The organism is Bosea sp. BIWAKO-01 (assembly GCF_001748145.1).
In the GTDB taxonomy this organism is placed as follows: domain Bacteria; phylum Pseudomonadota; class Alphaproteobacteria; order Rhizobiales; family Beijerinckiaceae; genus Allobosea.
Genome location: NZ_BCQA01000002.1, coordinates 147,434 through 172,288 on the forward strand (window position 1 = coordinate 147,434; position 24,855 = coordinate 172,288).

Sequence of the window (24,855 nt, forward strand, 5' to 3'; positions counted from 1 at the left end):
TTGACGAATTACAACATGGCTCCCTAACGTCGAAGCCGGCAAGGGATTTTCACATGCGGCCGGACATCATCGTCATCGGAGGGGGCACGGTCGGCGCGGCGATCGCGTATGGCCTCGCCAGGACGCGGCATCGGGTTCTGCTGCTCGACGGCGACGACGGCGATTTCCGGGCGGCCCGTGCGAATTTCGGCCTGGTCTGGCTGCAGGGCAAGGGGCTCGGCATGCCGGCCTATCAGGCGCTGACGCGCGGCAGCATCGCGCTGTGGCGCGGCTTCTGCGATGAACTCGAGGCCCAGGCCGGGATCGATCTCGCTTATGAGAGCAATGGCGGGCTCGCCTTCTGCCTTGGCGAAGCGGGCTTCGAGAAGCGCCGCCTCGAGCTGCAGCGGCTGCATAACCAGGGCGGCGAGGGCGAGCCGGACTGGGAGATGCTTGATCGCCCCGCGTTGGAGCGCCTGCTGCCCAAGGTCACGCTTGGCGCGAACGTGACGGGGGCGAGCTTCGGTCGGCAGGACGGCCACGCCAATCCGCTGCGGCTGCTGGCGGCGCTGCATGGCGCGCTCGCGCGCCATGGCGGCTGCATTCGCCATCGGGCCCGCGTCGAGCGGATCGAGCCGGCGGGCCCGGATTTCCGCCTCGTGCTCGACCGCGAGACGCTGGTTGCGCCGCGGATCGTCATCGCAGCGGGGCTCGGTTCGCCCGCCCTGGCCCGGCAGGTCGGGCTCGAAGTGCCGGTACAGCCCGAGCGCGGGCAGGTGCTCGTCACCGAGCGGCTCGAACCATTCCTGCCGCTGCCGGCGAGTGGGCTGCGCCAGACCGGCGAAGGCACGGTGATGATCGGCGCCACCAAGGAACATACCGGCTTCGACGCGTCGACGACGGCTGAGGCTGCCGCCCGACTGAGCCGCAAGACGGTCGAGATCGTCCCCGCGCTGGCCAGCGCCCGGCTCGTGCGGCAATGGGCCGGCCTCCGGATCATGACGCCCGACGGCCATCCGATCTATGCGCAGTCGCAGAGCCATCCTGGCGCCTTCGTCGCGCTCTGCCATTCCGGCGTGACGCTCGCGGCCTTTCATGCCGAGACGCTGGCGGCGGCGATTGCCGCCGGCATCCTGCCCGAAAGCCTTTCTCCCTTTCACCAGAGACGCTTCGATGTTCCGCAAGCTGCATGATCCCGGGGCGCAAGCCGTAACGGTCCATATCGACGGGCAGCCCGTCATTGCCGAGGTCGGCGAAAGCGTCGCCGCGGTGCTGCTGCGCCAGCCGCAAGCCTGGAGCCGCACCACGCCGGTTTCGCAGAGCCCGCGCGCGCCGTACTGCATGATGGGCGTCTGCTTCGAATGTCTCGTCGAGGTCGACGGCCTGGGTTCCGTGCAAGCCTGTCTGACGCCGATCCGCAACGGCATGCGCATCGCCCGCCAGCAGGGCCCCAGGAGACTGTCGGCATGACCGGAAACGAGACCGATCTCCTGATCGTCGGCGCCGGCCCCGCCGGCATGGCCGCGGCCGTGACCGCGCGCAGCCACGGCCTCTCCGTGCGCGTCGTCGACGATCAGCCTGCGCCCGGCGGCCAGATCTGGCGTGGCATCGAGACCGTCGCGGCGACGCCGCGGCTGGCACGTCTCGGCGAGGCCTATCGGGCCGGAGCGGACAAGGCTGCCGCCTTCCGTTCCTGCGGCGCGCTCTATGAGCCGGAGAGCCAGCTCTGGCAGATCGAGCCCGGCTTTCGCGCCTTCCTGACGCGCGAGGGCCAGGCGCGCCGCGTGGCGGCACGGGCGGTCATCCTCGCCACCGGTGCACAGGAGCGCCCGGTGCCGTTTCCGGGCTGGACGCTGCCAGGCGTGCTGACGGTCGGCGCGGCGCAGATCCTGCTGAAGACGGCCGATTCCGTGCCGTCGGGCCCCGTCTGGATCGCCGGCTGCGGGCCGCTGCCGCTGCTCTACGTGACACAGCTGCTCGCGGCGGGCGGCACGATCGCAGGCTTCCTCGACACCACGCCGCGCGGGCGCATCCCTGCGGCGCTGCGCCATCTGCGGCAGGGGTTCAGTCGCCTCGGCGATCTCGCCAAGGGCCTGTCCTGGTCGCTCGCGCTGAAGCGGGCCGGGTTCCCGGTTATCCGCCATGTCGCGGAGCTTCGCGCCGCGGGGGAAGGGCGGCTTGAAAGCCTGCATTACCGCACGCAGGACGGAGGCAAAGGCGAGGTCGCCGCCGAGGTGCTGCTGGTCCATGAGGGCGTGGTGCCGAATATCCATGTTCCGCTCGCACTCGGCTGCGCGGTGAGCTGGCATGCCGGCCAGCACTGCTATGTCCCGGAGCTCGACGGCTGGGGCGAGACCTCGCAGGCGAATGTCTTCGTCGCGGGCGACGGTGCCGGCATCGGCGGCGCCGAGGCGGCCGAACCGCGCGGACGGATCGCCGCGCTGCGCGTCGCCGCCAGGCTGGGCAGGCTCGGCGAAGGTGCCGCAGACGCCGCCGCCCGGACGGAGCGGGAAAGGCTCGCCCGCGCGCTCTCCCTGCGCCCCTTCCTCGATGCGCTCTATGCGCCGCGTCCGCAGGTCTTCGCGCCCGTCGATGAGACGCTGGTCTGCCGCTGCGAGGAGGTCACGGCCGGCGAGCTGCGCGCCCGCGCCGTGCAGGGCCGGCCCGGCCCGAACCAGATCAAGGCCTTCACCCGTGCCGGCATGGGCCCCTGCCAGGGTCGGCAATGCGGCTACACCATGGCCCATATCATCGCGGCGGCTCAGGCGCGTCCGGTCGGGGAGGTCGGCTTGCAACGCATCCGCCCGCCGCTGAAGCCGGTGACGCTCGGCGAGCTGGCGAGCCTGGACGACCGGGAGCCGGCGGCATGACCGTCGAAGCGTTCGACGTTGCGGTCGTGGGCGGCGGTCTGCACGGCCTGTCGGCAGCCCTGCATCTCGCCCGCGCCGGCCGGCGCGTGGCGGTGATCGAGCGGCGCTGGACCGGCCGGCACGCCTCCGGCGCCACTGCGGCCGGCGTGCGCACATTGGGCCGCGACATCGCCGAGATCCCGATCTCGCTCGAAGCGATGGAGATGTGGCACGCGATCGAGACGATCGTCGGCGACCCTTGCGGCTTCCATGCCAATGGCCAGCTCCGCATCGCGGAGACCGTGGAGCAGATGCCGGCCTTGCTGCCAGCGCGAGGCGACCATCCGCGGGCTCGGCCACCGGCATGAAGAGATCATCGATGCTGCAGAGCTGTGCCGCCTCGTGCCGGCCTTGAGCCCGCACTGCGTCGGGGCACTGGTGGCACGGCGCGACGGCGCCGCCGATCCCCACCGCACCATCCTCGCTTTCCGCCGCGCCTGCGAGGCGGCCGGTGTCGTCATCGCCGAGGATTGCGGCGTCGAGGCGGTCGACCGGCAGGGCCATGCCTGGCTGCTCGCCTGCGGCGAGCGCCGCTTCCGCGCGCCCGTCGTCGTCAACGCCGCCGGGGCCTGGGCCGCCCGGCTCGCGGCCCTGTTCGGCGACGAGATCGCACTCGGCGTCCGCGCTTCGATGATGATCGTGACGGAGCGCCTCGCGCCGCTGCTCGATCCGGTCGTCAGCGTCGTCGGCCGGGCGCTCTCCTTCAAGCAGTCCGACCAGGGCACACTGGTGATCGGCGGCGGCTTGCAGGGCGCAGCCGATCTCGACCGGGAGCGCAGCAGCGTCGACTTCACCGAGCTCGCCAAGGGCGCGCGGGCCGCAAGCGACCTTTTCCCCGCTGTGCGCAGCGTGCGCATCGCGCGCTGCTGGACGGGGATCGAAGCGCAGACGCGCGACCATCTGCCGGTCATCGGGGCCTCGCCGAACGCGCCTGGCCTGTTCCATGCCTTCGGTTTCTCCGGTCACGGCTTTCAGCTCGTCCCGATCGTCGGCGCGATCCTGAGCGATCTCGTCACCGAAGGAACGACGCGCCGCGAGATCGCCGCATTCGCGCCGCGGCGCCTGATGCAGGAAAGGGTCGCAGCATGATGAGTTACGTTCTCAGGCGCGTCCTTCTCGCCGTGCCGACGCTGTTCCTGATGCTGACGGCGATCTTCGTGCTGGTGCGGCTCGTGCCGGGCGATGCCGCCTCCGTCATCCTCGGCGACCAGGCGAGCGCGGCCTCGCTCGCCGCACTCAGGGAAAAGCTCGGGGCTCGACCAGCCGGTCCCGGCCCAGTACATCGCCTTCCTCGGCAAGGTTCTGACCGGCGATCTCGGCCAGTCGCTGAGCAGCGGCCGCAGCGTCGTCCAGGAGGTGCTGCTCGTCCTGCCTCGACGATCGAGCTCACCGTCGCAGCGGTCGCCATCGGCCTCGTCCTTGGCCTGCCGCTCGGGGTTGCCGCCGCGCTCAGCCGCAGCGGCTGGATCGACTACGTCTCGCGCGTCGTCTCGCTGGTCGGGCTGTCCTTCCCCGCCTTCGTCTCCGGCATCCTGATGCTGATCGTCTTCTCGATTCAGCTCGGCTGGTTCCCGGTGCTGGGCAACACCAGTGGCGCCGGCAACCTTGCGGAGCGGCTGCGGGCGCTGGCACTGCCGGCGCTCAATCTCGGCATCATCATGACGGCCTATGTGATGCGCGTGACGCGCGCCGCGATGCTGGGGGTCCTGACCGAGGATTATATCCGCACCGCCCGCGCCAAGGGGGTGGGCCCGGGTCAGCTCGTGGTGACACATGCGCTGCGCAACAGCCTGATCCCGATCATCACCGTGGTCGGGCTCTATTTCGGCACGCTGATCGGCAATTCCGTGCTGACCGAGATTATCTTCAACCGCCCGGGGCTGGGCAAGCTGATCATCGGCGCGCTCAACGCCCGCGACTACACGCTGCTGCAGGGGCTGATGATCATCTTCGCCATCTGCGTCATCGTCGTGAACACGTTGACCGACTTGGCCTACGGCCTCGTCGACCCAAGGGTGAAATACACATGAGCACCGTCGCCACCACGACCGTCGAAATGCGGCCGGGCGGCCTCTGGCTCGCCTTCTCGCAGAACAAGCTGGCCTGGGTCGGGCTCATCCTGCTCACGCTCATCATCTTGGTGGCGATCTTCGCGCCCTGGCTCGCCCCCCATGACCCGTTCGAGCAGAACATCGTCATGCGCCTCGAGCCGCCCTCGGCCGAGTTCTGGCTCGGCACCGACAGCTATGGCCGCGATGTGCTCTCGCGGCTGATCTACGGCGCGCGTATTTCGCTCTTCGTCGGTTTCGTCGCCATCCTGATCGCCATGCTGGTCGGCACGACGATCGGTGTGCTGGCCGGCTATATCGGCGGATTGTTCGACCAGATCGTCATGGGCGTCCTCGACGTGCTGCTCGCCTTCCCGACGCTGCTGCTCGGCCTGATGATCGCCGCCATGCTCGGCGCGAGCCTGGAGAACCTGATCATCGCGATCGCGGTCACCGAGGTCGCGCCGTTTGCCCGTGTGGCGCGCGCTCCGACCATGACGCTGCGCCAGCGCGATTTTGTCGAGGCGAGCCGCTCCTATGGCTGCGGGCCGTTTCGGATCATGACGCGCCACATCCTACCGAACATGATCTCGGATGTGGTAGTGATGAGCTCGCTCTGGCTCGCCTCCGCGATCCGCACGGAAGCGTCGCTCAGCTTCATCGGCCTCGGCGTGCCGCCACCGGCCGCGACCTGGGGCAGCATGATCCGCGAGGGCTTCGAGAACATCCTCGATGCCTGGTGGCTCGCCGTTTTCCCGAGCCTCGCGATCCTGGCGACGGTGCTGGCGCTGAACCTTCTCGGTGATGCGCTGCGTGACGCATCCGATCCCCGGACCCGCTCGCGATGAGAACAATGACCGTTCTGGCCTCGGCGCTTTCGCCAAACTTGGCCGGCGTGGCAGACCTGAGCGCTCTGAGTGAGCCAGATGCGCTGTGATCACCCGTGCGCCCCGGAGCTTGGACAAGGTATCGGCGGCACGGTCGTCCGATTTGTGTTGGGGTCAAGTTTCGGGCATACGAGGCACCTCACTCTGCCGGCCTGCCGCAGAGCGCACGGCGTCACGTCTAGGGCTTCGGCCTGAAGGTGCCGAGGCGTGAAATAGCGCCGAACGTGGTGTCCCGTAAGCCCGAGCCCGCTCGCTGCAGGCGATGCCAAGACTATTCCATACTTGACGGGAGATATTCGACTGGACCCGTCTCCAGGGCCCCATCGAGGCCATTTCGCCAATGACCGGCATGGGTCGAGGCACCCGGATGGGCCGGCGCTTCGGCAGGCTTGCCGAAGCGAGCCCTTCCACGGGCGGCGAGCGCCTCGCGTCCTTGTCATGGCGACTGACGGTGTGCCGACGCCATTGGCATCCGAAATCGGCGACCCTCGAGTGGTGGCTAGCGGTGCGCTCACCCGCATCGCGCGCCGTCTCATGCAACCCTTACATTCCGTAGCCAATGCTGGATCATAGCTGAGATCATGGACCGGCCGTCTGCTTTCGGGCGGTATCCCAATGTCGGCTCGTGGCGCATGTTCCCCGGACAAGAGACGGGCGTTTGTGGCCCTTCTCAGGCTCCGGCAACGTCCGCTCCCGGGCATTCTGGTTCGGCTGGCAATGGGGTGCGCGCCTCGCATCCGCAGGCCGCCGGCCTGGTCGAGAAAGGCCGCCATCTGCGAGGTCATCCGCCCGTAACGGGTCCCGGTCCCGACGATGATGGTGTCGTAATTCTCAACCTCGGCGACTGGTCGATGTCAGCGATCTTGCATTCGCTCCCACGCAGCTCTGACGCGACCTGGTCTCCGCGGGCCGCGCTTCGGTCCGCCGCTTGGCCGGCAAAGCGCCAGTCTTTCTATTTAGCCTTCGTCCGTTGCCGGTAGATCTCGATGGGAATGGCGAGCACGGCGACGATCACGGTCAGCAAGGTGGCTGCTGCGGGCACGACCGGCGTCAGCTCCTGCTTGACGTCCGCCCATATCCTGACCGGCATTGTGGCATGGCTGCCGCTGATGAACAGTGTGACCACCAGTTCATCGAACGAGATGAAAAAGGCGAAGACCGCGCCGACGGCAATCGACGGCGCGACGGCGGGAAAGGTCACATAGGCGAAGGCCTTCGCAGGCGTCGCCCCCAGCACGCGCGCGGCCAGGTTGAGCCCCTCGCCGAGCTGGCGCAGCGCGGCCGTCATCGTGATGATGACCAGGGGAAGAGCCATCATGACGTGCATGATCAGGAGACCGGCAAAGGTGCCGTAGAGGCCTGACGCGTTGAGGAGAAGGAAGGCGCCAAGCGCCGTTATGACGGCGGGAACGATCTGGGGCACCAGGAACATCGTGCTGACCACGAAAGCCGCCCCCCGCTGCAGCCGAACGATCGCCATCGCGGCGAGCGTGCCCAGCGCGGTCGCGAAGATGGCGGTCAGAACGCCCAGCAGCAGGCTCTTCTGGAAGGCACGAAGCCAGGCGGGGTTGGAGAATATCTCGGCATACCAGCGCCAGCTGAAGCCCCGCGGCGGGAAGACCAGATAGGTCGTGTCGCTGAAGGAGAGCGGCACGACGATGAGCAGCGGCACGACGAGATAGGCCAGGATCAGAAGGAAATAGAGCGGCAGCAGGGTGCGGCCGCAGGTGTCCCAGAGCGTGCCCTTCACGATCTCACTCCCCCGTCATTGGCCTTGGCGGCGAACTGTCCGAGGATGAGATAGGTTAGTCCCGCGACGCCCAACCCCGCGCCCAGCAGCACGATGCCCAGCGCCGCTCCGAGGCCCCAGTCGAGCGTCTGGTTGATCTGCGCGGCGATCACGTTCGAGATCATAATGTCCCGCGGCCCCCCCACAAGCGCGGGCGTCACGTAGAACCCCAGCGACAGGATGAAGATCAGAATGGCAGAGCTGATCACGCCGTTCATGCTCAGCGGCAGGAACACCACCCGGAACGCCGAGGATGGCGGCGCGCCGAGCACGCGCGCGGCCTGCATCAGGGTGCGGTTGATCTGGCTCATCGCCCCGTAGATGATCAGGATCGCGAGCGGCAGCAGCACCTGGATTGACGCCACCAGGACGGCCCCGCGGGTGAAAATCAGCTTCAACGGCTCGTCGATGACCCCCGATCCGAGTAGCAGCAGATTGACCAGGCCTTCCCGGCCGAGAACGACGATCCAGGCGTAGGTCCGCACAAGGACGCTGACCCAGAGCGGAAAGGTGATCAGCAGCACGCAAAGCCGCTGCAGCGGACCGCTCAGCACCGACAGATAATACGCCACAGGATATCCGATGACGACGCAAAGCGCCGCAACCTGGGCGGAGAGGACGAGGGTCTGCCACAACACCAGTACGAAAAGTTCGTCGGTCAGCGCCGTCTCGAGATGCTCCGTGGTGAAGCCCTGGCCATCGAAGAGGCTCCACCGCACCACTTCGATCATCGGTATGATGAAGGCGAAGATCGTCAGCAGCAAAGGCGCCGCAAGCAGCATTGCCGTTGTCATGATGCGGTGGTTCATGGTGTCAAAGCCCCTGTCTTCGCCAGCGTTTCAGCGAAGACGCCAGGTATCCCAGCGCCGCTGAAGCTTGGCGCGGTTCTTGGCCCAGAACTCGAAGTCGAAGGTGAACTGCTGCTTCAGGTTCTTCTCGGCGGTGGGCAGGTCCGCGCGGACCTGCTCGCTCAGCAGGGCCGGCAGCTTCGGCGACAGTCCGGGATAGCCTGTGATCTCAGCGCCGATCTTCTGGATGTTGAGATCCATGAAGCAGACGTTGAAGAACTTCATCATGTTGCTGACGTTCTTGGCGCCCTTCGGAATCGAATAGAAGGGCACGTTGAGCGAGCCGCCGCTCCAGGAGATTTCGACCGGGACCTTCTCGCTCTTCATCTGCACAACGCGGCCGTTCCAGGTGTTGGTATAGAAGACCTCACCGCTCGCCAGGAGCTGCGCCGGCTGCTGCCCGCTGGTCCAGAATACGGAGATGTTCGGCTTGATCTCGTCCAGCTTGGCGAAGGCGCGATCGACGCCCTTTGGCGTGTCGAGAACGGCATAAATCTGGTCGAGCGGCACGCCGTCGGCGAGCAGCGCGAATTCGAGGTTCTCCAGCGGAGTGTCGCGCATGGCGCGCGGGCCGGGAAAGCCCTTGACGTCCCAGAATGTCTTCCAGCCATCCACGGTCTTTCCGGCCGGGACTTTGTCGGTGCGATAGGCCAGGATCATGGAATAGACGCGGCCGGCGACTCCATATTTGTGCCGACCATTGGCGGGCATCTCGTTGTTCGGGTCGACGACCGACCAGTCGATCGGCTCGAGCCAGCCATTGTTGCTGGCGGTCACCAGGACCTCGCCCTCCGCGGGGAACATGTCCCAGAGGATGTTACCGGTCGCCTGCTGGACCTTGATCTGACCGAGCGGGTCGCTGATCGCTACCTGTTCAAGCGCGATATTGTGGCGCTCCTTCAGGAGCGGAGCGCAGTATCGGTTGTAGAAATCGGCAACCATGCCGCCATAATTGGCGATCACGACCTTTTCCTGGGAAAAGGCGGATGATGCGAGGCAGGATATCAAGAGCGCACCCGCGATCCGCAGACGCTTGTTCATTAGGCGCATGGCGATTTCCTCCTTCGGTTCACGACACGACGTCGACGACAAGCACGGCATCCAGGGGGTCGAAGCAAAGCCAGACCGGGTCCCCGGCCGCGAGGGACTGTGCGGGGCCACGAGGCTGGCGGAAGTAGAGCACCGTGCCCGAAGCCGTCACCGCGCTGACCGAAATCGTGTCACCGAGGAAGACCGTCTCCTGGACAGTTGCAGGAAATTCGACCTCGCGGCCTTCAGCCCGTTTCGCCGACAGCTTTTCCGGACGCAGGTTGAGGTAGAGCGGCTCGGAGCCGGCCGGGCAGGATGCCGGTGTGATCGTCAGGCCAAGCTGCGCGAGAATGACGTCGCCGCCGGAGCGCTCGGCCGGGATCACATTGGTCTGGCCAATGAAATCGGCGACGAATTTCGTCAGCGGCCGGTCGTAGAGGTCGGCGCTGGTGCCGAGCTGTTCGATCCTGCCGTTGCGGAGCACGACGATACGATCCGACATCGCCATCGCCTCGCGCTGGTCATGCGTGACATAGACGACGGTGCAACCGAGGCGGCGCTGGATCTGCTTGATCTCGAACTGCAGCGCTTCCCTCAGCTTGAGATCGAGTGCGCCGAGGGGCTCGTCCATCAGGAGCAGCGGCGGGTTGAACGAAATCGCCCTGGCGACGGCCACGCGCTGTTGCTGCCCGCCCGAGAGCTCGCGCGGCAGCCGGTGTCCCAGGCCACCGAGCCTGACAATCTCGAGAGCTTCCTCGCCTCGCCTGCGGGCCTCGCCCTTGTCCGTGCCGCGCATACGCAGCGGAAACGCGACATTGTCGAGGACGCTCATATGCGGAAAGAGGGAGTAGTTCTGAAACACCATGCCGACGCCTCTGCGCTCCGGCGGCAACGTGTGGACAGCGCGTCCGTCGATGGCGATCTCGCCGGTGTCTATGGAGATGAACCCGGCCAATGAATTGAGGATCGTTGACTTCCCCGAACCGGATTCACCGAGGATTGTCAGGAACTCTCCGCCCTGAACCACCATGTTGAAGCGGTCGAGGGCCGTGAAAGCTCCGAAACGCTTGGTGACGTCTCGAAACGCGATAGGGACACCGCGGCCGGCGCTCACGAGCATCGGCTCCGGCGGGAATACGTGCAACGGCTGGTCGCCGATAATGTAGCGGTGTTCATGTCTCAATGGGCCCTCGCATGGCCGAGCAATCGGGTGGAGCCGGAGTGACGCCGCGGCGCGATGCCCCGCCCGGTGAAACCACGCCTCGCGTCGACGACAGGCCGGACGCTGGCAGCGTCGGAACACCCAATTGCGCTCGTGGAGGCGATGATCATCGACGGGCTCCGGCGCGTTCGGCGAAGGCCCAGGCCCGCATGGCAAGCGGGCGCGTTCGCGCCGCCATCTGGCGGGCCTTGTCGCTCGCGGCGGTGCCGTCACGGACCCGGCCGGCGATGCCCTGGAGGATGCCGACGAGACGAAACAGATTGTAGGAAAAATACCAGTTCAGGTCCGGCAGGGCCGACCGGCCCGTCAGGTTGCAATAGAGCGCAACGACATCATCCATGGCTGGGATACCGAGCCCGGCCAGATCGACACCGGCAAGGCCGCTGCGACCGTCGGGCGTCAGCGCCCATTGCATCAGGAAATAGGTGAAATCGGCGAGCGGGTCACCGAGCGTCGACAGTTCCCAGTCCAGGACGGCGCGCACGCCGCCGTCGAGACCGAACATGATATTGTCCAGTCGATAGTCGCCGTGAACGACGGAGACACGCTCCTGAACCGGCAGCGATTGAGGCAGCCAGTCGATGAGATGCTCGACTTCCGCGATATGCTCCGTCTGCGACGCGCGATACTGCTTCGTCCAACGCAGCACCTGACGTTCGAAGTAATTGCCCGGGCGCGCATAATCGGCCAGCCCGATCGCCGCATGGTCGAGATTGTGCAGGCGAGCCAGCGACTCGACCTCGGCGCGATAGATTCGCGCGCGCCTTTCCGAGCTCGCCTCCGGCAGCAGCGCGTTCCAGTAGACCACGCCCTGCACCATCTCCATCACGTAGAACGTCGTCCCAATGACGCCATCATCAAGGCAGAGCGCATAGGGCCGGGGCACAGGAAAGCCGGTGGCGTGCAGAGCCGTAATGACCCGGAATTCCCGATCCACCGCATGGGCCGATGGCAGCAGCATGCCGAAGGGTTTGCGCCGCAGCACGAAGGACGCGGCGCCGGTCTCGATCAGGTAGGTCGGGTTGGACTGCCCTCCCCTGAACTGTCGGATCGTCAGCGGAGCCTGGTAGCCAGGGACGTTGCATTGCAGCCAGGCATCCAGGCGTTCGAGGTCGAAGGGCGGCGTAGCTTCGACCGGCTTTACGCCGTGGAAGGCATCATCGTCGACGGTCGTCGCCTCGGCTCGCAGCAGGGCTTCTTGCGAGGGTTTCATGGCACGGACCTGGCGCGTTCGAGGCACAGCACGGCCGCGCGTCGCAGGTCGCCACGGAGATAGCCGCGCCGTAGCATCCGGTTGAGGGCATGGGCATGGGCGGGCTGCAGATCCTGGTTGACGCTGCCGCAGCAGAGCTGGATCGCCGTGGCATGCAAATGCGCCACGACCTTTAGCGAGACGAGCCCAGCCATGACGAAGGGAGCGGAGCATGCGGCCCCCCCGGCTCGCCGGACAAGTCGCCACAGCGGTCTGCGATCTCCAGAAATCGGCGGGATGGCGATACCTCCTGAGCGCGCGCCTCAAGCAGCATCGGCGCAACCTTGCGCCGATGCCTCCGGCCGGGCTGGCCGACCCATCTTCATGCAGGAATGATGCGGCAGCGCCTGTACTCCAGTCGCCAGCCGCTCCTTATTTCGAAAAGCTAGCATGTCAAATTGTCGACATCAATCCCGATATATGCACTAAAATTGGCTATAACTTGAGGAATTCGTCTGATCGACTCTTATATCGAAAATTGACCCTGCAATCACGAGACTCACGATCCAACCGCTCCAGCACGCATCGGCAAGACCACCAAGACAAGCGCAACGCAGCAAGCGACAACGATCCCCGTACCGGCGGCGGGACTGGCGCCCGACCCCGCCTTGCGCAACCTTCCCCGGCATTGCCGAATGAGAATTGGCCGGGACCGGAAGCACGCCCAAGCCCTGCGACCCCAGGGCATCGTGGTTGACGGGGCCCCGCCAAGCACGCATCCCACTCTCCCAGGCAAGAACCGGCGCAACCCATGACAAAACCCGAAGACGAAATGACCGGCCTCGAAGCCTCGACCGCGCCGCCCGATGATGTCGCGACACGCGGCGCCGTGCGCCAGACCCGGACCAAGCGACGCTCCGAGGCCCGGCGTTTCGAAATCCTCGCCGCGGCGGTCAGTCTGTTCAACGAGAAGGGGCTGCGGGGGACGATGTTATCCGACGTCGCGCAGGCGGTGGGCCTGAGCACGAACAGCCTCTGCTATTACTTTCGGAAGAAGGACGACCTCGCCGCAGCCTGCTTCATGGATGCAATCGACATCCTGCGGGCGATCGTCGCAAAAGCCACCCTGCGCCCGACGCCGGAACTGCGCGTCCGCGAATTCGCGTCCGGTTTCGCTGCGAGGCTCGCCCGAGAAGTGAACGGAGGCGGCGGCAAGCTTGTCGGGATCTACGACCTGCGCGCGCTGGTCAAACCCCAGTCGGACGTCGTCTTTGCGGCCTATAACAGCCTTTTCCGCGAGGTGAGAGCGCTGCTCTCGGCGCCGGACCGTCCGAGTCCGGACAGGCGCCAGCTCAATGCGAGCGCGCACCTGCTACTCTCACTCGTGCACTCTATGCGTATCTGGATCGGACAATACGCGGCGGAAGATTATGAGCGGGTCGCCGACCATTTCTGCGATGTGATGGTCGCGGGCTTCGCACCCTCCCCCGGAGCCTGGCCGCCCGCCTCGCTGGCCCCGATCGCATGGCCCTTCGAGGCGGACGCACCTTCTGCGCGCGATGCATTCCTGCGGGCCGCGACGCTGACCATCAACGAGTTCGGATTCTCAGGAGCTTCCGTCGACAAGATCTCAGCAAGACTGCAACTGACCAAGGGCGCCTTCTACCACCACAACGACAACAAGGAGGGCCTCTTCTCGGAATGCGCGGCGAGAACCTTTGCCGTCATCCGGGAAGTCCAGAACGAGGCGCAGCGCCAGCCCACGGGATGGGACGAATTGGGGTCTGCAATCACACATCTGGTGAGATTCCAACTGTCCGATCGCGGCCCCCTGCTGCGCGCCACGGCACTTAGCGCACTGCCAGCCCATGAACGCGCAGAGATGATCGATGCGACCAACAAATTGTCCGAACGCTTCGTCTATCCCATTGTGAAGGGAATGGCCGATGGCTCCATCCGCCCCCTGCACCCCCTGGTCGGCTCGCACCTGGTCAGCGCCATGATCTATGCCGCGACCGAACTTCCGCTCTGGCTCGGCGAGATATCGCCGGATCAAGCCGTAGATCTCTATGCCAAACCCCTGCTGCTCGGCGTCCTCGCCGCGCAGGAGTAATCGCCCCTCGGGCGAGATCGAGCCGTACGAGAGCAGCAAAGCCGGGACCCACTCCCCGGCCGCCTCGCGCCGTCACGCCCTCCGCCCCATTCAGGCCTTCCATGCCTCACAGCGGCGAACGATCTTCGCCGCGCCTGGGATCTCCCGAGCTACGTCCGAGTCGGCGCAAGAACATACTCTTACTTCGAAATAAAATTCATCATGAGGTCATTAACGAAATTTCATTCGAAATTGCGCTCTTTCTGCGCTTGCCACCCAAAAAATCAACGTGCTAAGTTTTCTAATCATCTGGCGCAGAAGCGCGCCGAGCAACGCCTTGCCTTGACAAACCCGCTGCCGTGAGAAGTGCGCAGTCGGGCGGGACATCGGCGAGGCGCGCGTCATCTCCCGGTGGCGCGAAAGGTCCGACTTACGCGTGAAACGTCCTAGGAGGCGCATCCATGTCGCTACGCTACGAGAAGCACGGCAACATCGCTCATTTCATCATCGATAACGGGCCAATGAACGTGCTCCTGCCGGAGTTCCACAAGGAGTTCTACCATCGGCTCAGGGAGTTCGAGATCGACCCCGATATCAAGGTCGGTCTCTTCTATGGCGCGGACGGTCGCTGCTTCTCGGTCGGCGATGATCTCAAGAGCATGCACAAGCCGCCGCGGACACGGCAGGAGGAGCTCGCCGCCTTTCTGTTCCTGCACCAGAACGAGGGCGACAAGCCGATGCGCCCGGGGTGGGAGCACGATGTCTGCGCCCACCGCCGCTACAAGCCGATTGTCTCCGCCATCGAGAGCTATTGCCTGGGCATCGCGTTCTCGTTCTGCCTCTATCACAGCGACGTCCGGGTGGCGGCCGAGAACGTCAAGTTCGGCCTGACCGGGATCAAGTTCGGCGCCGGCGGGGGCAGCGGCCCCAAGCGTCTCGCTCGCCATCTGCCGTTCACCGCAGCCTATTGGATGGCACTGTCGGGAGAGTTCATGGAGGCCGAGGAGGCCTACCGCTATCACCTCGTCAACAAGATCGTGCCCAGCGACAAGCTGATCGCCACAGCCGAAGAGATGGCCGGCAAGATTGCACTCAACCCGGCAATCGCCATTCGGCTGGAAATGGAAGGGCTCGAACTCGGCGCCGATCTGAGCAAGGCGGACGCCTATCATTTCGGCATGAACCTCTACCGCATGGGCTGGATGGCCAACGAGTCGGAGGGAGTGACCGCCAACTACCTCAAGGACCGCAAGAAATGAGCATGGACATGTCTGCTTCCGCGCCTGTCCGAGAGACACCGGCCGCGTTGCGGCAGCGGATCGAAGCCGAGCCGCTGCCGGTGAATTACGGCCACCATCTCGATGCCGTTGCCACGGCACATGGCAGTGAGCTGGCATGGATCACGATCGACGGGGACGGCCCCGACCTGACTTATCGCCAGGTTGCCGACATGGCAGCAAAGGCCGCAAATGCATTTGCGGCCATGGGGGTGCGCAAGGGGAATCATGTCGGCGTCATGCTGCCGAATGGCCCCGGCTTCCTCGTCGCCTGGCTCGGTCTGGCCAGGGTTGGGGCGGTGCTGGTGCCCGTCAATCCGAAGCTGACTGTTCACGAACTGGAGCATGTTCTCGCCGATGGCGATGTCACCGTGCTACTCGCGGCGTCGGAATGCGTGGAGGCCCTGAAGGCGACATCGACGGGCGCGCCGCTGGTCACGAGCGGAAAGATCGCCATCGTCGGGGCTGCGCCGACCGGGCTATCCGACTGGGAGGCGATGCTGAAGGCGGCGCCGACTGCTTTCGTCGAGCGCGAACCGGTCGGGCTCGATGATCCCATCAGCATCCTCTACACCTCGGGATCGACCGGCAAGCCGAAGGGATGCATCCTGACGCATCGCTATTGGTTGACGCTCGGCAAGGTCAAGGCGGCGCTGCTGCCGCCGTGCCGGCGCATTCTGAGCGAATTGCCGTTCTATTACATGTCTCCCTATTACAGGTTCTCCACGGCATCGTTCCAGGCTGCTGCGATCTGCGTGCCGCCCGCTCCCAGCCTGAGCAAATTCTACGAGCGTATCGCGCAACACGATATCGATGTCGTCTGGATCGGGGATCCGCTCGCAACGTTGCAGCTCTCGGACGCCGAACGCCGGCACAAGCTCAAGCATGTCTCGCTCTACGGGCTGAAGAAGGAACTGCATCGTCCGCTGGAGGAGCGCCTCGGCGTTCCCGTACGCGAGGCTTTCGGGATGACCGAGATTGGCGCGGGGCTCTATATGCCGATCGGGGACGATGCCATGACCGGCTCCGGTTCCTGCGGAATCCCCGCGCCGTTCCGCGAATGCGTCGTGGCGGACGAGGACGGCAACCCTCTCCCTGCGGGAGCGACCGGAGAATTGCTGATCTCGGGGCCCGGGCTGTTCAACGGCTATTACAAGAACCCGGAGGCAACCAAGACGGCATTCTGGGGAACATGGTTCCGGACGGGCGATCTCGCCCGCATAGATGAGCGCGGCTATTTCTATATCGTCGGCCGCATCAAGGAGATGATCAAGCGCAGTGCCGAGAACATCGCGGCGCAGGAGGTCGAATCCGTCATCTACATGCTGCCGCAGATTCTGGAGGCGGCGGTCATCGGCGTTCCCGACGAGAAGCGTGGCGAGGAGGTAAAGGCCTGCATCGTCCTGCAGCCGGGCCTGAGCCCCGCCGATCTGGCGCCCGAGACGGTGCTGGAGCATTGCCGCACGCGCTTGGCTGCGTTCAAGCTGCCTCGGTATATCCAGTATTATTCATCGCTGCCGAAGACCGCATCCGAGAAGATCGCGAAGAAACAGATCCCGACCGATACGGAGCGCGCGATTTCGCCCGTCTTCGACATGGCGTAAGTGCGAGGACTTGGCTTAAGCGCGAGTTTGACCAGGCTCTGGCTCGCTAGTGTTGTGGCGCTCGGTCGGAGCCGGCTCAACCCTCGGCGAACGGGATCCAAGCAAAGGATAGGATATTGGCCTTTCTGACTGAACCTGAGCCGCCGCGTGGCCGGCCGATGGAGGTTGTCCCCGGCGTCTCCCGTATCGTCGCCAATAATCCGAGCCTAATGACCTATCGCGGCACCAATACTTATCTGATCGAGGATGGCGACGGCTTTGTGGTCCTCGATCCCGGCCCCGACGATGCGGGGCATCTCGACGACATCCTGCGCGCCACGGGCGGTGCGGTTTCCGCGATCGTGCTGACTCACACGCATTCCGACCATCTCGGCGCCACCGCCGGCCTGAAGGCTCGCACCGGCGCCAGAACCTATGCCTACCATCTCAGCGCCGACGACGCCTTTATCCCGGATATCCTGCTGAAGGACGGCGACACCGCGCTGGGGATGACGGCCATCCACACTCCGGGACATGCCAGCGACCATCTCTGCTTCGCCTTCCGGGACGGGATCCTGTTCAGCGCCGACCACGTCATGTCCTGGTCGAGCAGCATTGTCGCGCCGCCGGGCGGAAACATGACCGATTACGTTGCTAGCCTGCGGCTGATGCTGGCGCGCGACGACAGCCTGTATCTGCCCGGGCATGGGCCGCCGCTGCCCAATCCACAGCCCTATGTCGAGGAGTTGCTCGAATTCCGCCTCAGGCGCGAGAATGCCATTGCCGAGGCTCTGAAGGCCGGGCCGCTGGGAACCTGGGATCTCGTCGACCAACTCTATTCGCAAACCGACCCGTGGCTGCGGCGCGCCGCCGAGCGCAACGTGGCAGCACATCTGCTCAAGCTCAGGGACGAAGGGCGCGCAGCGGCCCTGGATGAGAAGTGGCGGTCAGTCTGAATAGGTTATTGCGATGACTTTTGCGCGTGGAACCGGAATTGGACATTTAGGAAACAAGCGTTGTTTTTGGGCCGGACTCGGTCCTGATGCGGCTACGCAGCGGAGGTCGGGCTTTGGGCTGCCGGTGAAGGTCCGGTTATGGCGCATTTTCCCCGGACAACCGACGGGCGTTTGTGGCCCTTTGCCGACATCCGGGGAGTCTGCTTTCGGGCAGGTTGGCGCTCTGGCCGATGGGCAAAAGCGGCCCTTAGCCGACTTTGGCGATGTCTGATTTCAGGCAGTCCAGCTTCCGACACGGAGGCGCCGTCACGCTCGCCTAGTCGGGCGCCATGCGTTTCCCGCCCAGTATTCTTGGCGCGGCGCTATCGATCCAGATCGTTGGAAACAAATTTAATGATATGGCCAACACATTGGTTGAGGAGCGAATTACTTTTTGTAATCGGATGACAAATCCAGATTGGATGACTATTTGCCTTGAATTCCGTCTGCAACTCGACCAATTCGCCTCGCTCAAGCTCATGACGAACTGAGTCATGAATCAGCAATCCAATAGATTTTCCCCATTTTATTTGATTTATTATAACATCAGCATGATTCGATACATGATACGGGGTTGGCCAGAGATTTTTTGCACGAAGATGCGCATCGAAGGCGGTTCTGGAAGGCGAGTCCGGGCCGAAAGTGAACAGGTTGTAACCCACCAGTTCCTCGGTGCTGAGCCTATTTCCCGGGACCAATCCCGCCCTCGCTACCCAGATGGTTCTCAACTCGCGCACAAAATGCCGTCGCATGCCTGCAATATCACTGGCAGCGTGCATCAAACAGATATCCAACATTCCGCCACGCATTTTTTCGATCAAATGCTGACTGATGTCGACGTCGAAAACGATAGATATATTATCAATATTGCTTCTCAACCTATCGAATATCAGCGGCGACCAATAAGAGACGAGGCTGCTATTCAAGCCGAGGCGGAGCCGCTCGACCCGCCTGGCTTCTCCGCTCGTCTTCGACGGCGAAATCCTCAGCGAGAGTTCAAGCATCTCCTGGGCGAGCGGCAGTATGCGTTTCGCCAGATCGGTGAGGCGCGCAGGGCGGACGTTCCTCACGAAGAGCTCTTCACCCAGCGCCGTTTCCAGTGACTGGATCCGTGACGATATTGCAGGCTGCGTGAGGCGTAAGCGGTTTCCGGCAGCCTTGAAGCTACCCAGGGTAGCGACCGCTACAAAAGCCTCAAGATGCCGCAAATCCAAGGGCGCCTCCAACTGGCTTGTATAACGACGTCTTATCTTAAAATATCACAATCCTTTATCGACATCCAACGCAAGTGTCATATCCTTCTCATCAGACCCCACGCCGACGGACTAAAGAGCGTTGGTACAAAACGGGGGCGCAGGAGGGGATTGGACATGACGCTGTCACGCCGTAACCTATTGCAAATCGCTGCCGCTGCTGCCGCATCGGGCAGCCTCTCGGCTCCTGCCGCGGCGCAGACAAAGTCAATCAATATCGGGCTCTCATCCGCCGCCGCCATGCTCGACCTCGTTCGCACGAGCAGCGGTCCGGATTTCGAAGTCGTTCGGCAAATCTTCGATACGCTGCTGACGCGTAATGAAGAGACGGGAGAATTCACGCCTAACCTAGCCACGAGCTGGCGCCTGGTCGATGACGTGACCTGGCAGTTCAAGCTGCGCGAAGGTGTCACATTCCACAATGGTGAGCCGTTCAACGCCGAGGCCGTTGCATTCAGCGTGATGCGCTACCTCAAGCCTGAGCTGAAATCCCCGCATGCGGGCGTTCTGAGCTTTATCGAAAAAGTCGATGTGATCGACGCATCGACCGTCAATATCGTGACGAAGAAGCCCTACCCGGTTTTCCTTGTTCATATGGCCGTCGGATCCACGGGCATGATTATCATCATGCCGCCGAAATACATTGCGGAAAAAGGCGACGACAACTTCGCAAAGAACCCCGTGGGAACGGGCCCTTATCGCTTCATTCGCGCAGTGCCCGGCAGCTCGATCACCCTGGAGAGCAACGAGGCGTATTGGAGGGGCAAGCCAGCGATCACCCAAGTCAATTATCGCTTCGTGCCAGAGAATTCGACGCGTGTTTCGGCCCTGATCGCGGGCGATCTCGACATCATCGAAAACGTTCCGACCGACCTCATCGGGCTGATCGAAAAGTCAGGCAAGGCCAAGGTCGCCGTGAGCGAAACGAGCGGTCTCTGCCTCATGATGCAGTTGAACCCCGCTTCCCACCCCGCGCTTGCCAACAAGCAGGTCCGCAAGGCGATGAACCATGCGGTCGACATCGACACGATCCTGAAATCACTGCTTGGCGGCCGGGTCAACCGACGCGCCTTGCCCGTATACCCGGGAGCGGTCGCGGCGAAGAAAGACCTGCCTCTCTATAAATATGATCCGGCGCTCGCCAAGAAAATGCTGGCGGATGCCGGTTACGCGAAGGGGTTCGAGCTGGACGCCTTCACGTCAAATGGCCGCTACGCCGCCGACTATGCCATCGCGCAGGCATATGTTGAGTATCTCGGCGAGGTCGGCATCAAGGTGAATCTGCGCCCGATGGAATGGGCGACGCTCGTCGGCAATATGGCCAAACGCCAGGCGGGGCCGATGTACCAGATCGGCTGGAGCTTCCGTGAGGGAGATGTTTTCAAGCTCAAGGCAGCTCTTCATCCGGCGTCGCCCTACTCGACCTTTCAGAATGCCGAGTTCGGCGCACTCATAGATCAGGCCGAAGTCACGATGGTGCCCGAGAAACGGGCCGAACTGTGGGGGAAGGCGCAGGAGCTTCTGCTTGACGAAGCGCCCTTCATCCATGCCTGGCAGCCTTTTGATCTGTATGGGGCCGCCAACCGCGTCGCGTGGAAGCAGCCCATCGTGCCCATGTTTATCTTCGACATGGATCTGAAGTAGCGCCGTCCGGCGACCGCCTGTCGCCTGCGATCACTTTCACAACGTCCCCTCACCGCAAGACCGTTGCCCCTGCGACGGCATCGCCTTGCCACGTTTCCAGACTTTGAGGACAGCATGACGCTTGAATACATATTCAACCCGCGAAGCGTGGTCGTCGTCGGAGCCTCGGCAAAAAAGGACAAAGCCGGATACCGCTTTGTCGAGGCCGTGATGAAGACGAGTTTCACCGGCAAGCTCTATCTGACCAATCCGAGCGGGGGCGAGGTTTTCGGCCACCGGATCTACAAGAGCATTACCGAGATCGGCGAAGAAATCGATCTGGCGCTAATCCAGGTTGCCCGGGAGCACATCTTCGAAGTGCTGGAGCAGTGCGAGGCCGCGGGCGTGAAGGCGGTTATTCTCTACACTGCCGGGTTCGGCGAAGCTGACGAAGCCGGAATGGAGCTCGAACGCCGCCTCGAAGCCTTCATCAAGCGCACGGGCATCCGGCTCGTCGGCCCGAACTGTCAGGGAATATTCAGTGCGAAATCCCGCCTGGACCTGACCGGCAGCGGAAAAATCCCGGCGGGCGGCATCGGGATGATCAGCCAGAGCGGTGGTGTCGGTTCTCAGGCCTGGATGGATGCGAGCATCTTTGCGGTCGGCTTCAGCTTGTTCGCAAGTATCGGCAACCAAACCGATATCGAGATTCACGAGTACATCGATTACATGGGCGACGACGCCGATACGAAGGCCATCGTGCTCTATATCGAGGGGCTTCGACCCAACTCTGGCCGCGCCTTCTTCGAAGCTGCCAGACGCGTGGCGCAGAAGAAGCCGATCGTCGCCATCAAGGGCGGACAAACACGCTCCGGACAGAGGGCAGCGAACTCACATACCGGGAGTCTCGCGGGCGCCGCCGAAACGTTCAGCTCAGCGCTCCGTGCGTCAGGCGTGATCGAGGTCAACAATGTCGAGGAGATGCTTGGCATCACCCAGGCTCTGCTGCTCTGCGAACCACTGACCTCGGACAGGCTCGCTATCGTCGGTTATGGCGGCGGTCACTCGACCCTGAGCGCAGACGCTGTCGAGAAGGGAGGGTTCGTCGTCCCCGCGATGAGCCCCGAAACCGACAAGCGTCTCCAGGAAGCGCTCCCCTATTGGGCACCGCGCAAGAACCCCATCGATCTCGCCGGGGGCTATCTCACTGACATGCGAGCCTGGATTCGCGTGATGCGCGCGGCCTTGGAAGAGGACGGCATAGGCGGAGCGATGCTTTATGGCGCATGGGCTGCCTATGCCCCGACGATCCAAACCGGCGATGACAACTGGCAGACGGTCACGGCCGAACTCGCTGCGCTGCAGAGGGAGTATCGCAAGCCGATCATCGCCTTCTCGCATACGGGCCGCGGCGATCTCTATCAAAACAAGACGCTTCGAGACGGAGGCGTGCCGATCTTCGAGAACGTCGACACCGCTGTGAAGGCGTTCAGAGCGCTGGCGGATCGGCAGAACTGGCTGAAGAGGCTTGCGCACGACGACGGCGGCAGTCCCGCCAAGAGCAAGCCCTCGCACATGTCGAGCCCGGACGTCGGCAATCTAACTGAAGCCGAGGCCTATGCCCTACTCCGCGAATACGGCATCCCGGTTCCAAACCATCGGCTTGCATCGAGCGCGCAGGAGGCCGCGGAAGCCAGCGAAACGCTCGGCCTGCCGGTGGTGATGAAAATCAGCTCCCGCAAGATTGTTCACAAGAGCGATGTCGGCGGGGTCATCACGAACCTGAAGACGCGGGAGGCCGCCGAGCGGGCCTATCGCGAACTGATCGAAAGGGCGCGTGCCTCGGGGCTCGACGCAGACGCAAGCGAGGTCCTGGTCGCCCAGCAGGCGGGCGGTCTCGAAGTGATTTGCGGTTATATCAGGGACGCTCATTTCGGCCCAACCGTGCTGGTCGGCCTGGGAGGCATATTCGTCGAGGTGCTGAAGGACGTTGCCATCCGCCTGGCACCGATCAGACGTGCCGACGCGCTGGAAATGGTGCGCGAACTCAAAGCCGCACCTCTGTTGACCGGCGCCCGCGGGCAGGAACCGCTGGATGTCGAGGCCCTGGCCGATATCCTGGTGAAACTCGGCCAGCTGGGCAGCGCCCATCCCGAGATCAGCGAAATCGATCTCAACCCTGTCTTCGTCTCACCTGGATCGGCGGTCGCCGCGGATGCAAGGATCATCACGGGCACGACGGAGTGAGGAACGGCCCGCATCGCGACCTCTGATCGCGATGCGGCGCGGATTAGTGCCCGCGAAGGAGCAGTGATGCCCAATTTCATCTTACGACGACTAGGTCAGGCGGTGATCGTGCTCTGGGCCTCGGCGAGCGTCGTATTTGTGATCATGCGTCTGTCAGGAAGTCCGGTTGATCTCATTCTCCCGCCCGAGGCAAGCTCTCAAGACCGGATCAACCTGACTCTGCAGATGGGTCTCGATCGCCCCATCCTCGTCCAATACCTTTCGTTCCTGTCGGACGCGCTTCAAGGGGATCTCGGGACTTCGTATTGGCAGAACCGTCCGGCACTAAGCGTCGTCATGGAGCGGTTCCCGGCAACCTTGCAGATCGCAACGGCTGGATTTCTCCTATCATTCTTGATGGCGGTGCCGATCGGAGTCGTCTCCGCCGTGAGGAAGGGCGGCATGCTCGACAACGGGCTGATGGCCTTCGCGCTGCTTGCGCACGCCATGCCGACATTCTGGCTGGCTCTTGTTCTCGTGCTGGTTTTCTCTGTGCATCTGCAATGGCTGCCTTCATTCGGACGTGGCTCCTGGCAGCACATGCTGCTCCCCACGATCGCGCTCGCAACCTATTCGCTCGCCCGCATGGCGCGGATCACCCGTTCGAGCATGCTCGAGGTCTTGGGCCAGGATTATATCCGGACGGGGCGCGCGAAGGGCCTTTCCGAAAAGAGGATCGTTTGGGTTCACGCCTTGCGCAATGCGGCGCTTCCGATCGTCACGATCGGTGCATTGGAGCTTGGCGTTCTGATCGGTGGAAGCGTTCTGACCGAGATCGTCTTCGCTTGGCCTGGTCTCGGCTGGCTCGCGATGGAGGCCATATCCCGACGGGATTTTCCTCTGGTACAGGCCATTATCCTGACGGTGTCCTCGATCTTCGTCGTGCTCAACTTCGTGACCGACGTCGCCTACGCGTATGTCAATCCCAACGTCAGGCTGAACTGATGACCGCGCGTCGAGTTGGGATTTCCTTTCTGGGCCCCCACAATGCACTGATCCTGCTGGCAGTCGTGATCCTTGTCACATTTGTCGCGGTCGCCGCATTTCCAGGCTGGTTCACCAGCTTCGATCCTGCGCGGCAATCTCTGCTGACACGTCTGCTGGCGCCAGGGTCGGTCGGGCGAGGTGGAGCGGTACATTGGCTGGGGACCGACAAACTCGGCCGCGATGTGCTCAGCGGCCTCATATACGGCGCACGCGGAGCACTGTTCATCGGCGTCGCGGCGGCCTGTTCAGCCGCTACCATCGGCGTGAGCTTGGGTTTGATCGCGGGCTACTACGGCCGGCTGACCGGCGACATCATATTGCGGGCGGCTGATGTGCAGCTCGCTTTCCCCTTCTTTCTCCTGGCTATCACTGTCGCCGCTGTGCTCGGCCCCAGCTACGCAGTCATCATTGCTATCCTGACGATGAGCAATTGGGTCGCCTATGCACGGGTGGTCCGCAGCGAGACGCTCGAGATCAAGGAGCGGGCCTTTGTCGAGGCAGCGCGAGCGGTCGGTGCGAGCAACCTGCGCATCATGGTCGTTCATATCCTGCCGAACTGCATTCCCTCAGTGATCGTGCTGGCAACCTTCAATATGGCTCACGCAATCATCCTCGAAGCGGGTTTGAGCTTTGTCGGGCTCGGCGTGCCGACGCGCTCCCCGAGCTGGGGCGCCATGCTGGCCGAGGGGCGGGAATACGTCGCGACCGCATGGTGGCTCGCGACATTCCCCGGGATTGCAATCTTCCTGGTCGTATTGGCGGTCAACGTGCTGGGCGATAGGCTGCGCGATATCTTGGACCCCCGCCTTTCGGTGCGCGATTAGCCGAGCTTCAGCGAGACCTCAAACCCTACCGA

At 63.7% G+C, this 24,855-nt stretch carries 21 protein-coding genes and 2 pseudogenes; 15 read left to right on the forward strand and 8 right to left on the reverse strand.

All coding sequences use genetic code 11. The features are described 5' to 3' along the window. The first annotated feature begins 53 nt into the window (after positions 1-53). From BIWAKO_RS32435 to BIWAKO_RS32460, 7 genes and pseudogenes are all read left to right on the forward strand, one after another. Positions 54-1,172: an NAD(P)/FAD-dependent oxidoreductase gene (locus tag BIWAKO_RS32435; RefSeq protein WP_069883111.1), complete on the forward strand. Its 1,119-nt coding sequence runs from the start codon at positions 54-56 to the stop codon at positions 1,170-1,172. Further along, positions 1,153-1,449: a (2Fe-2S)-binding protein gene (locus BIWAKO_RS32440; RefSeq protein WP_069883112.1), complete on the forward strand. Its 297-nt coding sequence runs from the start codon at positions 1,153-1,155 to the stop codon at positions 1,447-1,449. Before BIWAKO_RS32435 ends, BIWAKO_RS32440 begins: the two co-directional genes overlap by 20 nt. Further along, positions 1,446-2,849, forward strand: a complete 1,404-nt coding sequence (locus BIWAKO_RS32445; RefSeq protein WP_069883113.1) for an FAD/NAD(P)-dependent oxidoreductase — start codon at positions 1,446-1,448, stop codon at positions 2,847-2,849. The genes BIWAKO_RS32440 and BIWAKO_RS32445 overlap by 4 nt, the downstream gene beginning before the upstream one ends. Then, on the forward strand, positions 2,846-3,196 hold the full coding sequence (locus tag BIWAKO_RS37235; RefSeq protein WP_176733493.1) for an NAD(P)/FAD-dependent oxidoreductase: 351 nt from the start codon (positions 2,846-2,848) through the stop codon (positions 3,194-3,196). The genes BIWAKO_RS32445 and BIWAKO_RS37235 overlap by 4 nt, the downstream gene beginning before the upstream one ends. After that, positions 3,105-3,977, forward strand: coding sequence for an NAD(P)/FAD-dependent oxidoreductase (locus tag BIWAKO_RS32450; RefSeq protein ID WP_176733494.1), 873 nt, complete (start codon positions 3,105-3,107; stop codon positions 3,975-3,977). The genes BIWAKO_RS37235 and BIWAKO_RS32450 overlap by 92 nt, the downstream gene beginning before the upstream one ends. Further along, a pseudogene (locus BIWAKO_RS32455) lies at positions 3,974-4,918 on the forward strand (ABC transporter permease). Before BIWAKO_RS32450 ends, BIWAKO_RS32455 begins: the two are co-directional and overlap by 4 nt. Beyond that, positions 4,915-5,784, forward strand: coding sequence for an ABC transporter permease (locus BIWAKO_RS32460; protein ID WP_069883114.1), 870 nt, complete (start codon positions 4,915-4,917; stop codon positions 5,782-5,784). Before BIWAKO_RS32455 ends, BIWAKO_RS32460 begins: the two are co-directional and overlap by 4 nt. 764 nt (positions 5,785-6,548) lie before the next feature. Here the strand turns inward: BIWAKO_RS32460 and BIWAKO_RS36445 are convergent. From BIWAKO_RS36445 to BIWAKO_RS32490, 7 genes and pseudogenes are all read right to left on the reverse strand, one after another. Continuing rightward, positions 6,549-6,671, reverse strand: a pseudogene (locus tag BIWAKO_RS36445) (NAD(P)H:quinone oxidoreductase); the annotation flags it as partial. 104 nt (positions 6,672-6,775) lie between these two features. Next, the gene (locus tag BIWAKO_RS32465; protein WP_069883115.1) at positions 6,776-7,573 is read right to left on the reverse strand and encodes an ABC transporter permease; all 798 of its coding nucleotides are present in this window, start codon (positions 7,571-7,573) and stop codon (positions 6,776-6,778) included. Beyond that, positions 7,570-8,421, reverse strand: a complete 852-nt coding sequence (locus tag BIWAKO_RS32470; RefSeq protein ID WP_069883116.1) for an ABC transporter permease — start codon at positions 8,419-8,421, stop codon at positions 7,570-7,572. The genes BIWAKO_RS32465 and BIWAKO_RS32470 overlap by 4 nt, the downstream gene beginning before the upstream one ends. A 30-nt stretch (positions 8,422-8,451) precedes the next feature. Further along, complete coding sequence (locus BIWAKO_RS32475) at positions 8,452-9,510, reverse strand: ABC transporter substrate-binding protein (protein ID WP_201788728.1); 1,059 nt, start codon at positions 9,508-9,510, stop codon at positions 8,452-8,454. 19 nt (positions 9,511-9,529) lie between these two features. Next, on the reverse strand, positions 9,530-10,603 hold the full coding sequence (locus BIWAKO_RS32480) for an ABC transporter ATP-binding protein (protein ID WP_244523715.1): 1,074 nt from the start codon (positions 10,601-10,603) through the stop codon (positions 9,530-9,532). A 214-nt stretch (positions 10,604-10,817) separates the two neighbouring features. After that, a complete protein-coding gene (locus tag BIWAKO_RS32485; RefSeq protein WP_069883118.1) occupies positions 10,818-11,924 on the reverse strand; it encodes a phosphotransferase family protein in 1,107 nt (368 codons plus the stop codon). Beyond that, on the reverse strand, positions 11,921-12,118 hold the full coding sequence (locus tag BIWAKO_RS32490) for a hypothetical protein (RefSeq protein WP_069883119.1): 198 nt from the start codon (positions 12,116-12,118) through the stop codon (positions 11,921-11,923). The genes BIWAKO_RS32485 and BIWAKO_RS32490 overlap by 4 nt, the downstream gene beginning before the upstream one ends. 596 nt (positions 12,119-12,714) lie before the next feature. On the opposite strand from BIWAKO_RS32490, the gene BIWAKO_RS32495 reads away from it, so the two are divergent. The 4 genes from BIWAKO_RS32495 (at position 12,715) to BIWAKO_RS32510 (ending at position 17,811) form a co-directional block, all read left to right on the forward strand. After that, complete coding sequence (locus BIWAKO_RS32495; protein ID WP_084652437.1) at positions 12,715-14,016, forward strand: TetR/AcrR family transcriptional regulator; 1,302 nt, start codon at positions 12,715-12,717, stop codon at positions 14,014-14,016. Positions 14,017-14,456: 440 nt separating this feature from the next. Next, complete coding sequence (locus BIWAKO_RS32500; RefSeq protein WP_069883120.1) at positions 14,457-15,254, forward strand: enoyl-CoA hydratase/isomerase family protein; 798 nt, start codon at positions 14,457-14,459, stop codon at positions 15,252-15,254. Between the two features lie 8 nt (positions 15,255-15,262). Continuing rightward, on the forward strand, positions 15,263-16,876 hold the full coding sequence (locus BIWAKO_RS32505) for a class I adenylate-forming enzyme family protein (protein WP_069883377.1): 1,614 nt from the start codon (positions 15,263-15,265) through the stop codon (positions 16,874-16,876). Between the two features lie 116 nt (positions 16,877-16,992). Continuing rightward, positions 16,993-17,811, forward strand: coding sequence for an MBL fold metallo-hydrolase (locus tag BIWAKO_RS32510; RefSeq protein WP_069883121.1), 819 nt, complete (start codon positions 16,993-16,995; stop codon positions 17,809-17,811). Positions 17,812-18,173: 362 nt separating this feature from the next. Here the strand turns inward: BIWAKO_RS32510 and BIWAKO_RS34630 are convergent, their stop codons facing one another. Next, entirely contained in the window at positions 18,174-19,064 is an 891-nt protein-coding gene (locus BIWAKO_RS34630) for a LysR family transcriptional regulator (protein WP_141740446.1), read from the reverse strand. Positions 19,065-19,220: 156 nt separating this feature from the next. Here BIWAKO_RS34630 and BIWAKO_RS32520 point away from each other — a divergent pair, with 156 nt between their 5' ends. From BIWAKO_RS32520 to BIWAKO_RS32535, 4 genes are all read left to right on the forward strand, one after another. Continuing rightward, positions 19,221-20,747, forward strand: a complete 1,527-nt coding sequence (locus BIWAKO_RS32520; RefSeq protein WP_176733495.1) for an ABC transporter substrate-binding protein — start codon at positions 19,221-19,223, stop codon at positions 20,745-20,747. 114 nt (positions 20,748-20,861) lie between these two features. Next, positions 20,862-22,973 (forward strand): acetate--CoA ligase family protein, encoded by a 2,112-nt coding sequence (locus tag BIWAKO_RS32525; RefSeq protein WP_069883124.1) that lies wholly within the window; start codon positions 20,862-20,864, stop codon positions 22,971-22,973. Between the two features lie 66 nt (positions 22,974-23,039). Further along, complete coding sequence (locus tag BIWAKO_RS32530) at positions 23,040-23,957, forward strand: ABC transporter permease (protein ID WP_069883125.1); 918 nt, start codon at positions 23,040-23,042, stop codon at positions 23,955-23,957. Next, the gene (locus BIWAKO_RS32535; RefSeq protein WP_069883126.1) at positions 23,957-24,823 is read left to right on the forward strand and encodes an ABC transporter permease; all 867 of its coding nucleotides are present in this window, start codon (positions 23,957-23,959) and stop codon (positions 24,821-24,823) included. The genes BIWAKO_RS32530 and BIWAKO_RS32535 overlap by 1 nt, the downstream gene beginning before the upstream one ends. Positions 24,824-24,855 lie beyond the last annotated feature (32 nt).

Coding starts and splice junctions, on each gene's coding strand:
- BIWAKO_RS32460 (WP_069883114.1), top strand. CDS start 4,915: ATGAGCACCGTCGCCACCACGACCGTCGAAATGCGGCCGGGCGGCCTC.
- BIWAKO_RS32450 (WP_176733494.1), top strand. CDS start 3,105: ATGGCCAGCTCCGCATCGCGGAGACCGTGGAGCAGATGCCGGCCTTGC.
- BIWAKO_RS32475 (WP_201788728.1), bottom strand. CDS start 9,510: ATGCGCCTAATGAACAAGCGTCTGCGGATCGCGGGTGCGCTCTTGATA.
- BIWAKO_RS32505 (WP_069883377.1), top strand. CDS start 15,263: ATGTCTGCTTCCGCGCCTGTCCGAGAGACACCGGCCGCGTTGCGGCAG.
- BIWAKO_RS32435 (WP_069883111.1), top strand. CDS start 54: ATGCGGCCGGACATCATCGTCATCGGAGGGGGCACGGTCGGCGCGGCG.
- BIWAKO_RS32440 (WP_069883112.1), top strand. CDS start 1,153: ATGTTCCGCAAGCTGCATGATCCCGGGGCGCAAGCCGTAACGGTCCAT.
- BIWAKO_RS32520 (WP_176733495.1), top strand. CDS start 19,221: ATGACGCTGTCACGCCGTAACCTATTGCAAATCGCTGCCGCTGCTGCC.
- BIWAKO_RS32535 (WP_069883126.1), top strand. CDS start 23,957: ATGACCGCGCGTCGAGTTGGGATTTCCTTTCTGGGCCCCCACAATGCA.
- BIWAKO_RS32485 (WP_069883118.1), bottom strand. CDS start 11,924: ATGAAACCCTCGCAAGAAGCCCTGCTGCGAGCCGAGGCGACGACCGTC.
- BIWAKO_RS32530 (WP_069883125.1), top strand. CDS start 23,040: ATGCCCAATTTCATCTTACGACGACTAGGTCAGGCGGTGATCGTGCTC.
- BIWAKO_RS32445 (WP_069883113.1), top strand. CDS start 1,446: ATGACCGGAAACGAGACCGATCTCCTGATCGTCGGCGCCGGCCCCGCC.
- BIWAKO_RS32525 (WP_069883124.1), top strand. CDS start 20,862: ATGACGCTTGAATACATATTCAACCCGCGAAGCGTGGTCGTCGTCGGA.
- BIWAKO_RS32490 (WP_069883119.1), bottom strand. CDS start 12,118: ATGGCTGGGCTCGTCTCGCTAAAGGTCGTGGCGCATTTGCATGCCACG.
- BIWAKO_RS32495 (WP_084652437.1), top strand. CDS start 12,715: ATGACAAAACCCGAAGACGAAATGACCGGCCTCGAAGCCTCGACCGCG.
- BIWAKO_RS32500 (WP_069883120.1), top strand. CDS start 14,457: ATGTCGCTACGCTACGAGAAGCACGGCAACATCGCTCATTTCATCATC.
- BIWAKO_RS37235 (WP_176733493.1), top strand. CDS start 2,846: ATGACCGTCGAAGCGTTCGACGTTGCGGTCGTGGGCGGCGGTCTGCAC.
- BIWAKO_RS32470 (WP_069883116.1), bottom strand. CDS start 8,421: ATGAACCACCGCATCATGACAACGGCAATGCTGCTTGCGGCGCCTTTG.